Consider the following 14,294-nt stretch of genomic DNA (forward strand, 5'->3'; position numbering starts at 1 on the left):
TTGAAATGGTTGTGCCTTGTTGGTCGATCAGGGCGTGATCACCGTGCAGGGTTCCTGCCGGGCGGCGGCGCGGTCGCAGACCAGCTGGGCCGAGGCCTTGCTGAGGCCGGTGAAATTCGCCTCGAAGCCGCGATTGGTATTGGCGACATGGCGACGACCGCCCTCCAGCGCCGGGCCTCCCTGCAGCGCGACCTGCAGCAGCAGCTTGTCGGCCTCGGCCTGCGAGCGGTAGCGGCCCAGGTTGACGCCATAGCCGCGCGATCCAGCCGGCGGGCGCGAGACGATCTCGACCGCTTCGGGCGAGATGTCACCTTCACCCATGGCGGCGAGGATCACCGTTTCCGAACGCGGCTTCGGCGCATGCGAGCTGTTGAGGTTCAGGTCGCGATTGCTGCTGGCGGGCGCGGCTGCGGCCGGTTCGGCGGCAGCGGTCTGGACCGGCGCGGGCGCCGCATTCCTCGAGCGCGGGGCAGGGGCCGGGCGGCTGGACGAGGCCAGAACCGGCGCCGCGAGGCTGGCCGATTGCGGCGCGGCCGTGTCCTGTGCCACGGCCATGCGCACCGCCTGATCGACGGCCTCGCCACGGGCTGCGGGGCGCAGGCGCGGGCGGTTGCTGCTGGCCAGCGCCATCCGGCCGGCGGCGACGGGCGCGGCGGCTGCGGTCTCGACCAGCGTGGCGACCGGGGCGGCGGCTGCGACCGGGGCAGGGGCCTCGGGCGTGACCTTCATCACCCGGCGGGTACGCTGCGGCGGGGCGGAACTTGCCAGCGTCAGCTCGCGCGGCTGGGTGGCGGCGGCGGTGGGCTGGACCTGCGCCTTGCGCACGACGCGCTGCGCCAAGAGTTGCGGCGGCTCGGGGCGAACTTCGCGGACGTTCGAGGGTGCCTTGCCGAAGCCCGCGTCCAGAAGCTGCGCCATCACCTGGTTGCGCTGCGCCGTCGAGGTGCCGCCGAAGACGGTGGCGACGATGCGCTTGTTGCCGCGCTGTGCCGAGGCGGTGAGGTTGAAGCCGGCGGCGCGGGTATAGCCGGTCTTGATGCCATCGGCACCGCGATAGGCGTCAAGGAAGCGCTTGTTGGTCGAGGAGACCTGCGCGATCCCGGCATCGGCCGAGCGGCGCGAGAAGAGCGAGTAATATTGCGGGAAATCATAGAAGAGGCGCCGGCCCAGGATGCTCATGTCATGGGCGGTGGAATAGTGACCCTCTTGCGTCAGCCCGTTGGCGTTGCGGAAATTGGTGTTCCGCATCCCCAGTGCCCGCGCGGTCGCGGTCATCTGCGCGGCGAAAGCCTGTTCGGAACCGGCAATGCCCTCGCCGATGGCGGTGGCGGCGTCATTGGCCGACTTGATGGCGGCGGCGCGGATCAGGTAGCGCAGCTCGATCTTCTGGCCGGCGCGGAGACCCAGCTTCGAGGGCGGCTCGGCCGCGGCATTCGACGAGACCGGGAACTTCGAATCCAGCCGGACCTGACCGCGCTCGATGGCGGCAAAGGCCAGGTACAGCGTCATCATCTTGGTCAGCGAGGCCGGATGCAGCTTGGTATCGGCGTTTTGCGCGTAGATCGGCTTGCCCGTTCGGGCATCCATGACATAGGCCGCGAAGGGCGCCGCGCTTGTGATTGCCGGGGCCAGAACGGCCAGCAGGATAAGCGCCCAGAACCGGGCGAATCGTGTTTTGCGGGTCACTGTCTCGATCTCTTCTGCCTCGGGGGCGCGTCATTGATTGCACGCCCTTCGTTAATCAACCCACAATAGCACGCATGATTCAGGCTGGGAACCAGCCAATTGATCTAAATTCCTGCCTGTTCCCACAGAGCTACGGCGAAGGGATGGCAGAGGGGACTACCATCCGACGCATTTCCGCCTATATTGTGAAATCCAGCGACCCGCGCGGCGCGTGACGGCAGGGCCAGGGACAAGATGACTCATTGGATGACCGACCGGAAGGACGGGAAGGATCAGATCGAACTGGCCACCAAGCCGCGCGCCAAGACGCAGCGGCCGCCGCTGTACAAGGTGCTGCTGCTGAACGACGATTTCACCCCGATGGAGTTCGTCGTGCACGTGCTGGAACGGCTGTTCAACATGACCCATGCCCAGGCCATCGAGGTGATGCTGACCGTGCATCGCAAGGGCATCGCCGTGGTCGGCGTCTTCTCGCACGAGATCGCCGAGACCAAGGTGGCGCAGGTGATGGAACTGGCCCGGCGGCAGCAGCATCCGCTGCAATGCACCATGGAAAAAGAATAGACCGTGACCGATCCACGACTTGAACTGGCATTCGGCGAGACCTCGCCCGATGGCGACCTGCTGATCCTCGGGGCCTCCGGCGCGGCGGGGCTGCAGGGCTTTGACCCAGACCGCACCCTGTTGGTGCAGGGGCATTTCCCCGATCACCGCGCGCTTCAGGCGCAGGGCTGGCAGGTGCTGGCCGAGCTGCCCGAGGGGCGCGCGTTCGACAGCGCGCTGGTCTTTCTGCCGCGCGCCAAGGCCGAGGCCCATGCGCTGATCGCCGCCGCCTCGGACCGACTGAAACCCGGCGGTGCGCTGTGGATCGACGGGCAGAAGACCGACGGGGTGGATTCGATCCTGAAGGCGATGCGTGCCCTCGCCCCGATCGAGGAGCAGCACAACAAGGCCCATGGCCGGATCTTCCGTCTGACCCGGCCCGAGGGCGAGTGGCTGCCCGCCGACTGGCGCGCCGCGCCCCGCGTGCTGGCGGATGGCTTCGTCACCCTGCCGGGGGTGTTTTCCGCCGATGGCATCGATCCCGGCTCGGCGCTGCTGGCGGCGCATCTGCCGCCGCGCCTGCCGACGCGCATGGTCGACCTGGGCGCGGGCTGGGGATGGCTCGCCGCGCAGGTGCTGGCGCGCGAGGGGGTCGAGACGCTGCATCTGGTCGAGGCCGATCATGCCGCGCTGGCCTGTGCGCGGCAGAATGTCACCGACCCGCGCGCGACCTTTCACTGGGCCGATGCCCGCGATTTCCGCCTGCCCGAGCCGGTGAACGGCGTGGTGATGAACCCGCCCTTCCACGAAGGTCGCGCGGCCGATCCGGGGCTTGGCGCCGGCTTCATCGCCGCCGCCGCCCGGTTGCTGACCGGCGCGGGCAAGCTGTGGATGGTGGCGAACCGGCACCTGCCCTACGAGGCGGTGCTGTCGACGCAGTTCGCCAAGGTCACCGAGATCGGCGGGGATTCCCGCTTCAAGATCATCGAGGCGACGGGGGCCCGACGGGCCGCCGGGGCCGGCGCTAAAAGGGGCAAGTGATGGGACTGTCGATCCAGGGAAAGACCGCCATCGTTACCGGCGCGGGGCGTGGCATCGGCCTGGCCATCGCCCGGCACTTCGTCGAGCGCGGCGCCAACGTGATGTTCGCCGACAGTGACGAGGCGCTGCTGGAAGCCGAGCTTGGCAGCGACCCCGAGCGTGATGGCCCGGTGAGGTCCTTTTCCGGCGACATGAGCGAGAAGCTGGCGATGGCCAACCTTCTGTCCGCGACGCTCGATGCCTTCGACCGGGTGGATATCCTGGTCAACGCCCATCGGCTTGTGCGGGCCTCGGACCCCTTGGATACCGATGTCGATACGCTGGACGAGATGATGCGCCAGAACATGATGGCCGGCCTGCGCATGTCGCAACTGGTGGCGCGGCGGATGATCAAGCAGGGCGAGGCAAGCCCCGATGCCGACGAGATCGGCTCGATCGTTAATATCTCGACGCTGGCGGGCACCCGGCCGGTGCCGGACCTGCTGGGCTATTCCATCGCCTGCGCGGCGCTGGAACAGGCGACGCGGGGGCTGGCGCTGACGCTCGCCCCGCACCGCATCCGGGTGAACGGGGTTTCCTTCAGCAGCGTCATGTCGCACGAGCTGAAACTGTCGCTGCGCGAGGATGGCAGCCTGCGCGAGCGGGTGATCGCCGGCACGCCGATGGGCCGGATCGCCGCCGCCGACGAGGTGGCCGATACCGTGCTTTACCTGGTCAGCAGCGGCGCCAGCTTCGTCACCGGCCAGATCCTGACCGTCGATGGCGGTCGCAGCCTGGCCGATCCGGTCACCGGCAGCATGCTCTGACCCCGCCCTACTGGGCGGCTTTCTGCTCCTCGGGATAGGCGGCCTGGCAGGCGCGGACATAGGCCTCGGCCTGCCCGGCCAGCTCCTTCTGACGCGCGGCCAGATTTGCCCGCTTGCGCTGTTCCGCCGCAGGGTCGATGGCGACGCGGTAACGCTGCGTGGTCGAGACATCGCGCCAGCAGGGGGTATAGATGACCCGTGCATTGCCCTCGCGGTCGCGCACCAGGTCGCGGCACTGGGTCAGGATCTCGTCATAGACCACCCGTTCTTCCCAGGCATAGCCACGGGCCAGGTTGCCCTCGACCTCGCGCAGCAGATTGCTGACATTGCGGTATTCACGGGTATTCTTGCTGATGCAGCGTTCCTGAGGGGTGCCGCAGGCCGCCAGAAGCAGCGGCAGGGCGGCAAGGGTCAATGCGATGTTGCGGGTCATGGGGCGGGCCTTTAGGTGTCTCATCGGATGCTAGCCGCAAGCGCGGCGGTGAGGCAAATCAACAATCGAGGCCGCCCCATGGATGAACAACGCCGCACAGCCGCAAGCTGGTTCCACGAGTTGCGCGACCGCATCGTCGCCGCCTTCGAGGCGCTGGAGGATCGGGCTTCGGGTGACGCCCCCGCCGGCCGCTTCGAGGTGACCCCGACCGAGCGGGCCGAGAAGGGCGGCGGTGGCCTCATGTCGGTGATGCGCGGGGGCCGGGTGTTCGAGAAGGTGGGGGTGAACTGGTCCGAGGTGCATGGCACGCTGGCGCCCAAGGCGCAGGCGGCGATGGCCGCGCGCGGTGTGCCGGGCATGGCCGAGGACCCGCGCTTCTGGGCCTCGGGCATCAGCCTTGTCGCCCATATGCAGAACCCCCATGCGCCGGCGGTCCACATGAACACGCGGATGTTCTGGACGCCGGGCGCCTGGTGGTTCGGCGGTGGCACGGACCTCAATCCCTGCATCGACTATGCCGAGGACACGGCGCATTTCCACGACACGCTGCGCGCGGCCTGCGCCCCCCATGGCGCGGATTACTATGACCGCTTCAAGGCCTGGGCCGACGAGTATTTCTTCATCCCCCATCGCGGCCGGGCGCGGGGCGTCGGCGGCATCTTCTATGACGACCTGAACACCGGCGACTGGCCCGCCGATTTCGCCTTTACCAAGGCGGTGGGCGAGGCCTTCCTGCCGGCCTTCCTGCCCTTGGCCGAGCGGCGCATGGGGCAGCCCTGGGACGAGGCCGACAAGGACGCGCAGCTGATCCATCGCGGCCTCTACGCCGAATACAACCTGGTCTATGACCGTGGCACCAAGTTCGGGCTGGAGACCGGCCACAACGCCGATGCCGTGCTGATGAGCCTGCCGCCGCTGGCGAAGTGGGTGTGAGTTTTGGGAAGCCGACGCAGATTGGCTTGTTTAGCCGCTCTTGTCATCGCCTGACCTGCAGACCCTGCCCGGAGCAAGCGCGAAGCGCGCCGGGCCAGCGGCCGACCGCCCCATGGGCGGCCGCTCTGGTGCGGTTCAGCGCCGAACAGCCGTTCGATGTGATGGCGCCATAAAGGTGCTTCGTACAATCGCCTCAGCGGCAGCCCGCGGTCGTCCGCTGACCCTCTGCCGGCACGAAGTTGAGCGCAGCAACGAGCTCACCGCCGCAGGCCGACAATGCAGCCTCCCCCCCAAAAAAAAGCCGCGGCACGAAGGCCGCGGCAGCTGGGGGACTGCGATCGGTGCCGGTCAGATGTCCAGCGTGTTGTCATGCTCCCACCGCGAGAAATGCGCGGTGAAATTGTTCCATTCCTGCAGCTTCAGCTTCAGGTAGGCGGACGAGAAATCCGTGCCCATCATCGATTTCAGCGTCTCGTCGCGGTCATAGTCGCGCAGCGCGTCGAGCAGGTTCAGCGGCAGCTTGGTGCCATTGGTCACCGTATGGCCCTGCGTGTACATGTCCACATCCGAGCGCGGGCCGGGATCGGCCTTGGTGCGGATGCCGTCGAGACCGGCGGCAAGGATCACCGCCTGCATCAGGTAGGGGTTGGCCGCGCCATCGGGCAGGCGCAGCTCGAACCGGCCGGGGCCGGGAACGCGCACCATATGGGTGCGGTTATTGCCGGTCCATGTCACCGTGTTCGGCGCCCAGGTCGCGCCCGAGCTGGTGCGCGGGGCGTTGATCCGCTTGTAGCTGTTCACCGTCGGGTTGGTGATCGCCGCCAGCGCCGCCGCATGCTTCATGATGCCGCCGAGGAAGTTGCGGCCTCGATCCGACAGTCCCAGCTCTTTCTCGGGATCGGCGAAGGCATTGGTCTTGCCCTCGAGATCCCAGACCGAGATATGCGCATGGCAGCCCGAGCCGGTCAGCCCCTTGAAGGGCTTCGGCATGAAGGTCGCGCGCAGCCCGTGCTTCTCGGCGATCGACTTGATCATGAACTTGAAGAAGCTGTGCTTGTCGGCGGTTGGCAGCACGTCGTCATATTTCCAGTTCATCTCGAACTGGCCGGTCGCGTCCTCGTGGTCGTTCTGGTAGGCCTCCCAGCCCAGATCCAGCATGTAGTCGCAGACCTCGGCGATCACGTCATAGCGCCGCATCACCGCCTGCTGGTCATAGCAGGGCTTCTCGGCCGTATCATAGGGATCGGCGATCTTGTCGCCTTCGGGGGTCAGCAGGAAGAACTCGGGCTCGACCCCGGTCTTGACCCGCAGCCCCTCTTTCGCCGCCTCATCGACCAGCTTGCGCAGCACGTTGCGCGGGGCCTGACCGACCGGCTTCTCCTCCATCACGCAGTTCGAGGCGACCCAGGCCACCTCGGGCTTCCATGGCAGCTGGATGACCGAGGCCGGGTCGGGCACCGCCATCATGTCGGGATGCGCCGCCGTCAGGTCGAGCCAGGTGGCAAAGCCGGCAAAACCCGCGCCATCGCGCGACATGTCATCGATCGCCTGGGCCGGGACCAGCTTGGCGCGCTGTCCACCGAACAGGTCGGTATAGGAAATCATGAAGTACTTGATGCCGTTCTTCGTCGCGAAAGCTGCCAGATCTGACGTCATGGGCCGACTTTCCTTTCCCTGTTGGTTGGACCTGCGCTTGGCAAGGCGGTGCAGATGCGGGGTCTGTGCGGTTACATGCCTCCGCCCTTGCCCGGATACCAATCGGTGCCGGCCAGCGGGATGCGCGCCATGGCGGCGGCCTCCATGGTCAGCGCGCAGAGGTCTTCGGGTTCAAGATTGTGCAGGTGGTTCTTGCCGCAGGCCCGCGCGATGGTCTGCGCCTCCAGCGTCATCACCTTCAGGTAGTTCTTCAGCCGCCGTCCGCCGAGAACCGGGTCGAAACGCTTGTAGAGCTCGGGGTCCTGTGTGGTGATGCCGGCCGGATCGCGGCCCTCGTGCCAGTCGTCATAGGCGCCGGCGGTGCTGCCGAGCTTCTGGTATTCCTCTTCCAGCGCCGGGTCGTTGTCGCCAAGCGCGATCAGCGCAGCGGTGCCGATGGCCACCGCATCGGCGCCAAGCGCCATGGCCTTGGCCACGTCGGCTCCGCTGCGGATGCCGCCCGAGACGATCAGCTGCACCTTGCGATGCATGCCCATGTCCTGCAGCGCCTTCACCGCCTGCGGAATGCAGGCGAGGATCGGCATGCCGACATGTTCGATGAACACGTCCTGCGTCGCGGCGGTGCCGCCCTGCATCCCGTCCAGCACCACCACATCGGCCCCGGCCTTGATCGCCAGCGCGGTGTCGTAATAGGGCCGGGCGCCGCCGATCTTCACATAGATCGGCTTTTCCCAATCGGTGATCTCGCGCAGCTCGTTGATCTTGATCTCCAGATCATCGGGGCCGGTCCAGTCCGGGTGCCGACAGGCCGAGCGCTGGTCGATGCCCTTGGGCAGGTTGCGCATCATCGCGACCCGGTCCGAGATCTTCTGGCCGAGCAGCATCCCGCCGCCGCCGGGCTTGGCGCCCTGACCCACCACCACCTCGATCGCGTCGGCGCGGCGCAGGTCGTCGGGGTTCATGCCATAGCGCGAGGGCAGGTATTGATAGACCAGCGTCTTGGAATGGCCGCGCTCTTCCTCGGTCATGCCGCCATCGCCGGTGGTGGTCGAGGTCCCGGCCTCGGAGGCCCCGCGCCCCAGTGCCTCTTTCGCCGGGCCGGAGAGCGCGCCAAAGCTCATCCCCGCAATGGTGACCGGGATGTCCAGGTGGATCGGCTTCTTCGCGTGCCGCGTGCCCAGCCAAACATCGGTGGCGCATTTCTCGCGATAGCCTTCCAGCGGATAGCGGCTGATCGAGGCGCCGAGGAACAAGAGGTCGTCGAAATGCGGCAGGTGCCGCTTGGTGCCGCCGCCGCGAATGTCATAGATGCCCGAGGCGGCCGCCCGGCGGATCTCGGCATTCACCGCCGGGGTGAAGGTGGCAGAAAAGCGCGGCGGCGTATGGGGGAAATCACTCATGGGGGTTCGCCTCAGTAAGCCGACGCGTTGTCGATGTTGAAATTGTAGAGATTGCGGGCCGAGCCATAGCGCTTGAACTCTTCGGGCTTTGCCAGATGTTCGGCCTCGCCCTGTTTTAACAAATCGGCCAGCAGCTCCAGATGTTCGGGCCGCATCTCCTTCTCGACGCAATCGGCACCCAGCGACTTGACCGAGCCGCGCACGAACAGCCGCGCCTCGTAAAGGCTGTCGCCAAGCGCATCGCCGGCATCGCCCAAGACGACCAGGTTGCCCGACTGCGCCATGAAGGCCGACATGTGGCCGATATTGCCGTGCACGACGATGTTGATGCCCTTCATCGACACGCCGCAGCGCGAACTGGCATCGCCCTTGATGACCAGCAGACCGCCGCGCCCGGTGGCACCGGCATATTGCGAGGCATTGCCATCGACGATCACCGCGCCCGACATCATGTTCTCGGCCAGGCCCGGGCCGGCCGAGCCCTTGACCCGGATGGTCGCCTGCTTGTTCATCCCGGCGCAGTAATAGCCGGTCGAGCCATGCACGGTCAGCTCGATCGGCGCGTCGAGGCCCACCGCGATGCTGTGCGATCCCTTCGGGTTCACCACCTCCCACGCGGTTTCATTGGTCTGGCCGTTCAGCGCGTGAAGGGCCGCGTTCAGCGCGCGCAGGCCCTGCGCCTCGAGGTCGAATTTCTGCATGGTCAGTGGTTCCAGAAGTAGACGGTTGCGGGCTCCGGCTCCCAGACCCGGGCGGTGTCGATCCCGGGCAGGCTCACCAGCGCCCGGTATTCCGACCCGAAGGCCACATATTGATCGGTCTCGGCCATGACCGCCGGCTTGCAGGCAATCGGGTCGCGGACCACGCCGAAGCCGTCATGGGTGCCGACGACGAAGGTGAAGAAGCCGTCCAGATCCTCGAGCGTGCCTTCCAGCGCCTCGCCAAGGGTCGCGCCGTTCTTCATCCGCCAGGTCAGGTAGGCGGCGCCGACCTCGGTATCGTTCATGGTCTCGGTATAAATGCCCTCATGCGCCAGCATCCGGCGCAGGCTGCTGTGATTCGACAGCGAGCCATTATGGACAAGACACTGGTCCGAGCCGGTCGAGAAGGGATGCGCGCCATTGGTGGTCACGGCGGACTCGGTGGCCATGCGGGTATGGCCGATGCCATGGGTGCCACGCATCTTGGCCAGCTCAAAGCGGCTGGCCACGTCCTTGGGCAGACCGACCTCTTTATAGATCTCGAGACTGTCGCCGACGCTCATCACCTTGAGACCGGGGCGCAACTCGGCCAGCGCCGAGCGCGCGGCCTCGACCTGGTCGACCGGCACCTCCAACACCGCATGGGTGCTGCGGATCACCATGCCGACCGGCTTGCCGATGGCGTCCTTCAGCTCGCGGTCCAGATCGGCAAAGTCCTTTTCGGGCTGCGGCGACTGGACGGTGATCTTGCCCGCGCCGTCATCCGCGCCGCCATAGATGGCGATGCCCGCGCTGTCGGGGCCGCGATCGGTCATGGTGATCAGCATCTCCGTCAGCATCGCGCCAAGCTGCGGTTCAAGTGATTTGTCCTTCAGGAAAAGTCCGACAATGCCGCACATGATCTGATTCCCTTGCTGGTGTCGTTTCAGCCTAGCAGCAGCATTTCCGAACAGCAACTATGAAGAAACAATTTTTCTTGTGAGAATAACCGGCCGGGTCTATCCTTCAGCGATCCGGGGCGCCCGCGCGGCATCTGTCTTGCGGTCCAGCCCCTTCCTGCCAGCCGGAGGCTTGCAATCATGATGACGCCAGACAAGCGGGCTTTGCCTGCAATTATGTGGGGCATCGGCTGCCAATATTCTTCGCTGCCGCTGCGGGGTTTCGGACCACAATCATCCGCAAAGCCCCGGGCCTGGTCCGGTGCATCCTGCCGCCCGGCGCGGCTGACAGACGACAACAAGGGACAAGGGAGACAGCAATGACGGCATCTTGGAGATTCTCGGCACTGGGCGACCGGCATCGCGCGCTGGGGTCGGACCTGGAAGACTGGAGCGGGATGGGCACGGCCTGGTCCTATGCCAAGGGCGACCCGCTTGAGGAATACCTGGCGATCCGCACCAAGGCCGGACTGATGGATGTCTCGGGGCTGAAGAAGGTCCACATCACCGGTGCCGCCGCCAGTCATGTCATCGACCGCGCCACCACCCGCAATGTCGAGAAGATCATGCCCGGCCGCTCGGTCTATGCCGCCATGCTGAACGATGCCGGCAAGTTCGTGGATGATTGCGTCATCTATCGCACCGGCCCCAATGCCTGGATGGTGGTGCATGGCTCGGGCGGGGCCCATGAGCAGCTGACCATGGCGGCGACCGGGCGCGATGTCTCGATCCGCTTTGACGACAACCTGCACGACCTGTCGCTGCAGGGGCCGCTGGCCGTCGATTATCTGCAGCAGCATGTCGAGGGCATCCGCAACCTCAACTATTTCAGCCATATGCAGACCTCGCTATTCGGCCTGCCGGTGATGATCTCGCGCACCGGCTATACCGGCGAGCGCGGATACGAGATCTTCTGCCGGGGGCAGGACGCGCCGGCGATCTGGGACCGCATTCTCGAGGAAGGGGCGTCGATGGGGATCATTCCCTGCCGCTTCACGACGCTGGACCTGCTGCGGACCGAAAGCTATCTGCTGTTCTTCCCCTATGACAATTCCGAGATGTATCCGTTCGACGACGAGGGCCCCGGCGATACGCTGTGGGAACTTGGCCTCGATTTCACCGTCTCGCCCGGCAAGACCGGCTTCCGTGGTGCCGAGGAACATTACCGGCTGAAGGGCCGCGAGCGGTTCAAGATCTGGGGGCTTGTGCTCGAGGGAACGAACGTGCCGGGCAATGGCGCGCCGGTCTATCGCGGAGATCAGCAGGTGGGCGTGGTGACGCAGGCGATGTATTCGCCGCTGAACAAGCACAACATCGCCATCGCCCGGCTGCCGGTCGATTGCGCCAATGACGGCACCAGGCTGACGGTGCGCTGCGGCACCCATGGCGACATTGCCGCGACCACCCATTCGATGCCCTTCTATGATGTCGAGAAGAAGCGGCGGACTGCCAAGGGCTGAACTGCGGGGATGCGGGCCGCTGCCGGTCCGCATCCCGTCCCGAACCTGCAAGACGCGAAAGGACCAGCGGGGAAATGACGAGATTCCAGTTCCCGAAATCCATCGCCAGCCGGCCGGTCTATGGTCGGCTGACGGCAAGGCCCGGCTCGGCGCATCTGATGGTCGCCGATGCCGAGGGGGCCGAGGCGCTGCTGGACCTCGCGGCCGCGGCGCCGGGACTGATGGAGCGGGCCCATGTCATCTACCTGCCCAAGGCCACCGGCGCGACCTATGCCCGGCGGCTCGAGGCGCTGGCACCGGCGCAGCTTTATGTCGGGCCCAGCTATCCCGCCGCCGAGCCGCGCCTGAGGAAGGCGCTGGCCGATGCCCATATGGGCCTGCAGGTCTATCTGGCCGGGACCGAGGGGCTGATGGGGAAGGCGATGCGTGAGGCGATCGAGGCCGGCATCCCCGCCGGTGCCATCCAGACCGAGCATCGCGGCTCGGTCGCGCGGCGGATGCAATGCGTCCATTGCAAGGGCATCACCGAAGACGTGACCACCGATCCCTTCGTTTGCGCCCATTGCGGGCTGAACCTGTTCGTCCGCGATCACTATTCGCGGCGCATGGCGGCCTTCCAGGGGGTCTGCATCGATGCCGAGGACCCGGGCGAGGTTCCCCCGTCGAAGGAGCTTTATTCATGAGCGCGGGGACCCGGAAGATCGACGTGACCGTGACCGACGTGGTCGAGGTCAACGAGCTGGTGAAACGCTTCCGCTTCGAGCGCAGCGATGGCGGCGAGATGCCGACCTTTTCCGGCGGCGCGCATACCGTGGTCGAGATGCGCGACGGCGACGTCACCCGGCTGAACCCCTATTCGCTCATGTCCGACCCGCGCGACCGCCGCGCCTTCACCATCTCGGTCCGGCGCGACGAGTCCGGGCGGGGCGGCTCGCTCTACATGCACCGGCAGGTCAAGGTCGGTGACCGTATGGTGCTCAGCTATCCGGTGAACCTCTTCGCGCTGGATCTGCGGGCGAAAAAGCACCTGATGATCGCCGGGGGCATCGGCATCACCCCCTTCCTCGCCCAGATCAAGCAATTGGCCGCGACCGGTGGCCGGTTCGAGCTGCATTATGCCGTCCGCACCGCCGCGCTGGGGTCCTATGCCGGGGAACTGGCCGAGCGTTTCCCGGCCAATGTGCATGTCTATCACGACGACCAGACACAGGTGATCGATCTGGCCCGGTTGCTGGATGGCCAGCCGCTCGGCACGCATCTCTATGTTTGCGGTCCCAAGGGCATGATCGACTGGGTGATCCGCACGGCCGAGGATCACGGCTGGCCGGCCGAGGCGGTCCATTACGAGGAATTCCTCGCCCCGCAATCGGGTCAGCCCTTCGAGGTGACACTGGCCAGCACCGGCCGGGTCATCACCGTCGGCGAACATCAAAGCATGCTCGAGGCGCTGGAAGCCGCCGGGGTCGATGCGCCCTATCTGTGCCGGGGCGGTGCCTGCGGGCAATGCGAGACCGATGTGGTCAGCCACGAGGGCCATTTTATCCACCGCGACCACTGGCTGACGGATGACCAGAAGACGTGCGGCAAGAAGATCATGCCATGCGTGTCGCGGTTCGAGGGAAAATCCCTCGTGATTGACCGATAGGAGAGGCGCGATGACCATCCAGTTCAAGGACGAGACCTTCCACGACGACTATACCTTCCGGAATTCGCCCTGGGCGATCCAGCGATTTCCCTTTCCCTTCCACGAAGACAGCTACATGTATTCGGTCAATCTCGAGCCGCACCTGTCGCTGCGCCCGGGATCGGTGTTCGAAAACACCTTCGACGTGGACGAGCATTACATCTCGGAAATGAAGGACCGCGCGCGGGTACTGGCCAATGACCCGCTGCGATGCCAGTCGCTGCCGCATATGACGCTGGCGGGCTGGGACCTGGTCGAGCTGATCATGGAGGCCAAGGCGCGCGACTATCCGGACCTGTTCCAGCTTCACCGCGACGGCGACCGCTGGCACTGGATCAACAAGCCGCTGGGGATCGATCAGCGCTTTACCTTCCTCGACGACAGCACGCTGCCCTGCGGCCCGATGGAATACATCACCCGGCAGGCACAGGGCGATTTCGCCCTCTTGGATCAGCGCGAGGAAAACCTGTGGATGGATGCCGGCATGGTGACCACGCAGGCCGACTGGTCACTGGATTTCGACATCGGCATGAACTTCTACGAATGGCACGCGCCGGTGCCGCTGGCGCATGAACTGGGGGTGTTCCAGCGGGCGCTGAAGTTCCTTCTGAACCTGCAGCAGGGCGCGCCATATAGGCGGCTGAACTGGACCATGACGGTCAACCCGCTCTTGGATACCAGCCCCGAGAACTACCACAAATGGGGCGTGCAGAAGACCGAACTGACCCCCGAGAACGTTGGCCAGAAGCAATACCTGCGGGTCGAGCTGCAAAGCTTCTTCCGCCTGCCGCGCTCGAATGCGCTGGTCTTTCCGATCCGCTGCTACCTGATCCGGCTGGAGGATGTGGTCAGCGTGCCGAAATGGGGCCGCCGCCTGCACCGCGTGCTGCGTGACCTGCCCGAGGAACTGGCGACCTACAAGGGCTTCATCCGCAACCGCCCGATGATCGTCGATTACCTCTCGGCCTATGACGACGGTGCGCCGACCTCGCCGGGGATCTTTCCGGACTGAA

General features: G+C 66.0%; 14 protein-coding genes. 8 read left to right on the forward strand and 6 right to left on the reverse strand.

Annotation, left to right across the window (positions count from 1 at the left end; translation table 11 throughout):
• Positions 1 to 27 precede the first annotated feature (27 nt).
• Complete coding sequence (locus tag CX676_RS01670) at positions 28 to 1,686, reverse strand: D-alanyl-D-alanine carboxypeptidase family protein (RefSeq protein WP_232816554.1); 1,659 nt, start codon at positions 1,684 to 1,686, stop codon at positions 28 to 30.
• Between the two features lie 246 nt (positions 1,687 to 1,932).
• Between CX676_RS01670 and clpS the strand changes: the two genes are divergently transcribed.
• The 3 genes from clpS to CX676_RS01685 are packed head-to-tail and all read left to right on the forward strand — an operon-like array spanning position 1,933 to position 4,076.
• A complete protein-coding gene (gene clpS, locus CX676_RS01675) occupies positions 1,933 to 2,250 on the forward strand; it encodes an ATP-dependent Clp protease adapter ClpS (RefSeq protein ID WP_157935821.1) in 318 nt (105 codons plus the stop codon).
• A gap of 3 nt (positions 2,251 to 2,253) precedes the next feature.
• Positions 2,254 to 3,270, forward strand: a complete 1,017-nt coding sequence (locus CX676_RS01680) for a class I SAM-dependent methyltransferase (RefSeq protein WP_101751067.1) — start codon at positions 2,254 to 2,256, stop codon at positions 3,268 to 3,270.
• Entirely contained in the window at positions 3,270 to 4,076 is an 807-nt protein-coding gene (locus CX676_RS01685; RefSeq protein WP_101751068.1) for an SDR family NAD(P)-dependent oxidoreductase, read from the forward strand. Before CX676_RS01680 ends, CX676_RS01685 begins: the two co-directional genes overlap by 1 nt.
• A 7-nt stretch (positions 4,077 to 4,083) precedes the next feature.
• Here the strand turns inward: CX676_RS01685 and CX676_RS01690 are convergent, their stop codons facing one another.
• Complete coding sequence (locus tag CX676_RS01690) at positions 4,084 to 4,509, reverse strand: hypothetical protein (RefSeq protein WP_101751069.1); 426 nt, start codon at positions 4,507 to 4,509, stop codon at positions 4,084 to 4,086.
• Positions 4,510 to 4,587: 78 nt separating this feature from the next.
• On the opposite strand from CX676_RS01690, the gene hemF reads away from it, so the two are divergent.
• On the forward strand, positions 4,588 to 5,442 hold the full coding sequence (hemF, locus tag CX676_RS01695; protein ID WP_101751070.1) for an oxygen-dependent coproporphyrinogen oxidase: 855 nt from the start codon (positions 4,588 to 4,590) through the stop codon (positions 5,440 to 5,442).
• A 348-nt stretch (positions 5,443 to 5,790) separates the two neighbouring features.
• Here the strand turns inward: hemF and glnT are convergent, their stop codons facing one another.
• From glnT to CX676_RS01715, 4 genes are all read right to left on the reverse strand, one after another.
• Positions 5,791 to 7,098 carry a type III glutamate--ammonia ligase gene (gene glnT, locus CX676_RS01700; protein WP_101751071.1) on the reverse strand — a complete coding sequence of 436 codons (1,308 nt, stop codon included), beginning with the start codon at positions 7,096 to 7,098 and terminating at the stop codon, positions 5,791 to 5,793.
• A gap of 71 nt (positions 7,099 to 7,169) precedes the next feature.
• Positions 7,170 to 8,498, reverse strand: coding sequence for an FMN-binding glutamate synthase family protein (locus CX676_RS01705; protein WP_101751072.1), 1,329 nt, complete (start codon positions 8,496 to 8,498; stop codon positions 7,170 to 7,172).
• An 11-nt stretch (positions 8,499 to 8,509) separates the two neighbouring features.
• The gene (locus CX676_RS01710; RefSeq protein ID WP_101751073.1) at positions 8,510 to 9,199 is read right to left on the reverse strand and encodes a GltB/FmdC/FwdC-like GXGXG domain-containing protein; all 690 of its coding nucleotides are present in this window, start codon (positions 9,197 to 9,199) and stop codon (positions 8,510 to 8,512) included.
• Positions 9,200 to 9,201: 2 nt separating this feature from the next.
• Positions 9,202 to 10,098 carry a class II glutamine amidotransferase gene (locus tag CX676_RS01715; protein WP_101751074.1) on the reverse strand — a complete coding sequence of 299 codons (897 nt, stop codon included), beginning with the start codon at positions 10,096 to 10,098 and terminating at the stop codon, positions 9,202 to 9,204.
• Positions 10,099 to 10,457: 359 nt separating this feature from the next.
• On the opposite strand from CX676_RS01715, the gene CX676_RS01720 reads away from it, so the two are divergent.
• From CX676_RS01720 to CX676_RS01735, 4 genes are all read left to right on the forward strand, one after another.
• Positions 10,458 to 11,597 (forward strand): aminomethyltransferase family protein, encoded by a 1,140-nt coding sequence (locus CX676_RS01720; RefSeq protein ID WP_101751075.1) that lies wholly within the window; start codon positions 10,458 to 10,460, stop codon positions 11,595 to 11,597.
• Positions 11,598 to 11,671: 74 nt separating this feature from the next.
• A complete protein-coding gene (locus CX676_RS01725) occupies positions 11,672 to 12,280 on the forward strand; it encodes a dimethylamine monooxygenase subunit DmmA family protein (protein WP_101751076.1) in 609 nt (202 codons plus the stop codon).
• Entirely contained in the window at positions 12,277 to 13,242 is a 966-nt protein-coding gene (locus CX676_RS01730) for a PDR/VanB family oxidoreductase (RefSeq protein ID WP_101751077.1), read from the forward strand. The genes CX676_RS01725 and CX676_RS01730 overlap by 4 nt, the downstream gene beginning before the upstream one ends.
• A 10-nt stretch (positions 13,243 to 13,252) precedes the next feature.
• On the forward strand, positions 13,253 to 14,293 hold the full coding sequence (locus CX676_RS01735) for a heme-dependent oxidative N-demethylase family protein (protein WP_101751078.1): 1,041 nt from the start codon (positions 13,253 to 13,255) through the stop codon (positions 14,291 to 14,293).
• The last annotated feature ends 1 nt before the right edge of the window (position 14,294 follow it).

The organism is Paracoccus zhejiangensis (genome assembly GCF_002847445.1).
Classification (GTDB): Bacteria; Pseudomonadota; Alphaproteobacteria; order Rhodobacterales; family Rhodobacteraceae; genus Paracoccus; species Paracoccus zhejiangensis.

What these genes read in the sequence shown, in the direction of transcription:
- CX676_RS01685 (WP_101751068.1), top strand. Translation starts at nt 3,270, where the DNA reads ATGGGACTGTCGATCCAGGGAAAGACCGCCATCGTTACCGGCGCGGGG.
- CX676_RS01710 (WP_101751073.1), bottom strand. Translation starts at nt 9,199, where the DNA reads ATGCAGAAATTCGACCTCGAGGCGCAGGGCCTGCGCGCGCTGAACGCG.
- CX676_RS01705 (WP_101751072.1), bottom strand. Translation starts at nt 8,498, where the DNA reads ATGAGTGATTTCCCCCATACGCCGCCGCGCTTTTCTGCCACCTTCACC.
- CX676_RS01725 (WP_101751076.1), top strand. Translation starts at nt 11,672, where the DNA reads ATGACGAGATTCCAGTTCCCGAAATCCATCGCCAGCCGGCCGGTCTAT.
- CX676_RS01730 (WP_101751077.1), top strand. Translation starts at nt 12,277, where the DNA reads ATGAGCGCGGGGACCCGGAAGATCGACGTGACCGTGACCGACGTGGTC.
- CX676_RS01735 (WP_101751078.1), top strand. Translation starts at nt 13,253, where the DNA reads ATGACCATCCAGTTCAAGGACGAGACCTTCCACGACGACTATACCTTC.
- clpS (WP_157935821.1), top strand. Translation starts at nt 1,933, where the DNA reads ATGACCGACCGGAAGGACGGGAAGGATCAGATCGAACTGGCCACCAAG.
- CX676_RS01720 (WP_101751075.1), top strand. Translation starts at nt 10,458, where the DNA reads ATGACGGCATCTTGGAGATTCTCGGCACTGGGCGACCGGCATCGCGCG.
- glnT (WP_101751071.1), bottom strand. Translation starts at nt 7,098, where the DNA reads ATGACGTCAGATCTGGCAGCTTTCGCGACGAAGAACGGCATCAAGTAC.
- hemF (WP_101751070.1), top strand. Translation starts at nt 4,588, where the DNA reads ATGGATGAACAACGCCGCACAGCCGCAAGCTGGTTCCACGAGTTGCGC.
- CX676_RS01690 (WP_101751069.1), bottom strand. Translation starts at nt 4,509, where the DNA reads ATGACCCGCAACATCGCATTGACCCTTGCCGCCCTGCCGCTGCTTCTG.
- CX676_RS01715 (WP_101751074.1), bottom strand. Translation starts at nt 10,098, where the DNA reads ATGTGCGGCATTGTCGGACTTTTCCTGAAGGACAAATCACTTGAACCG.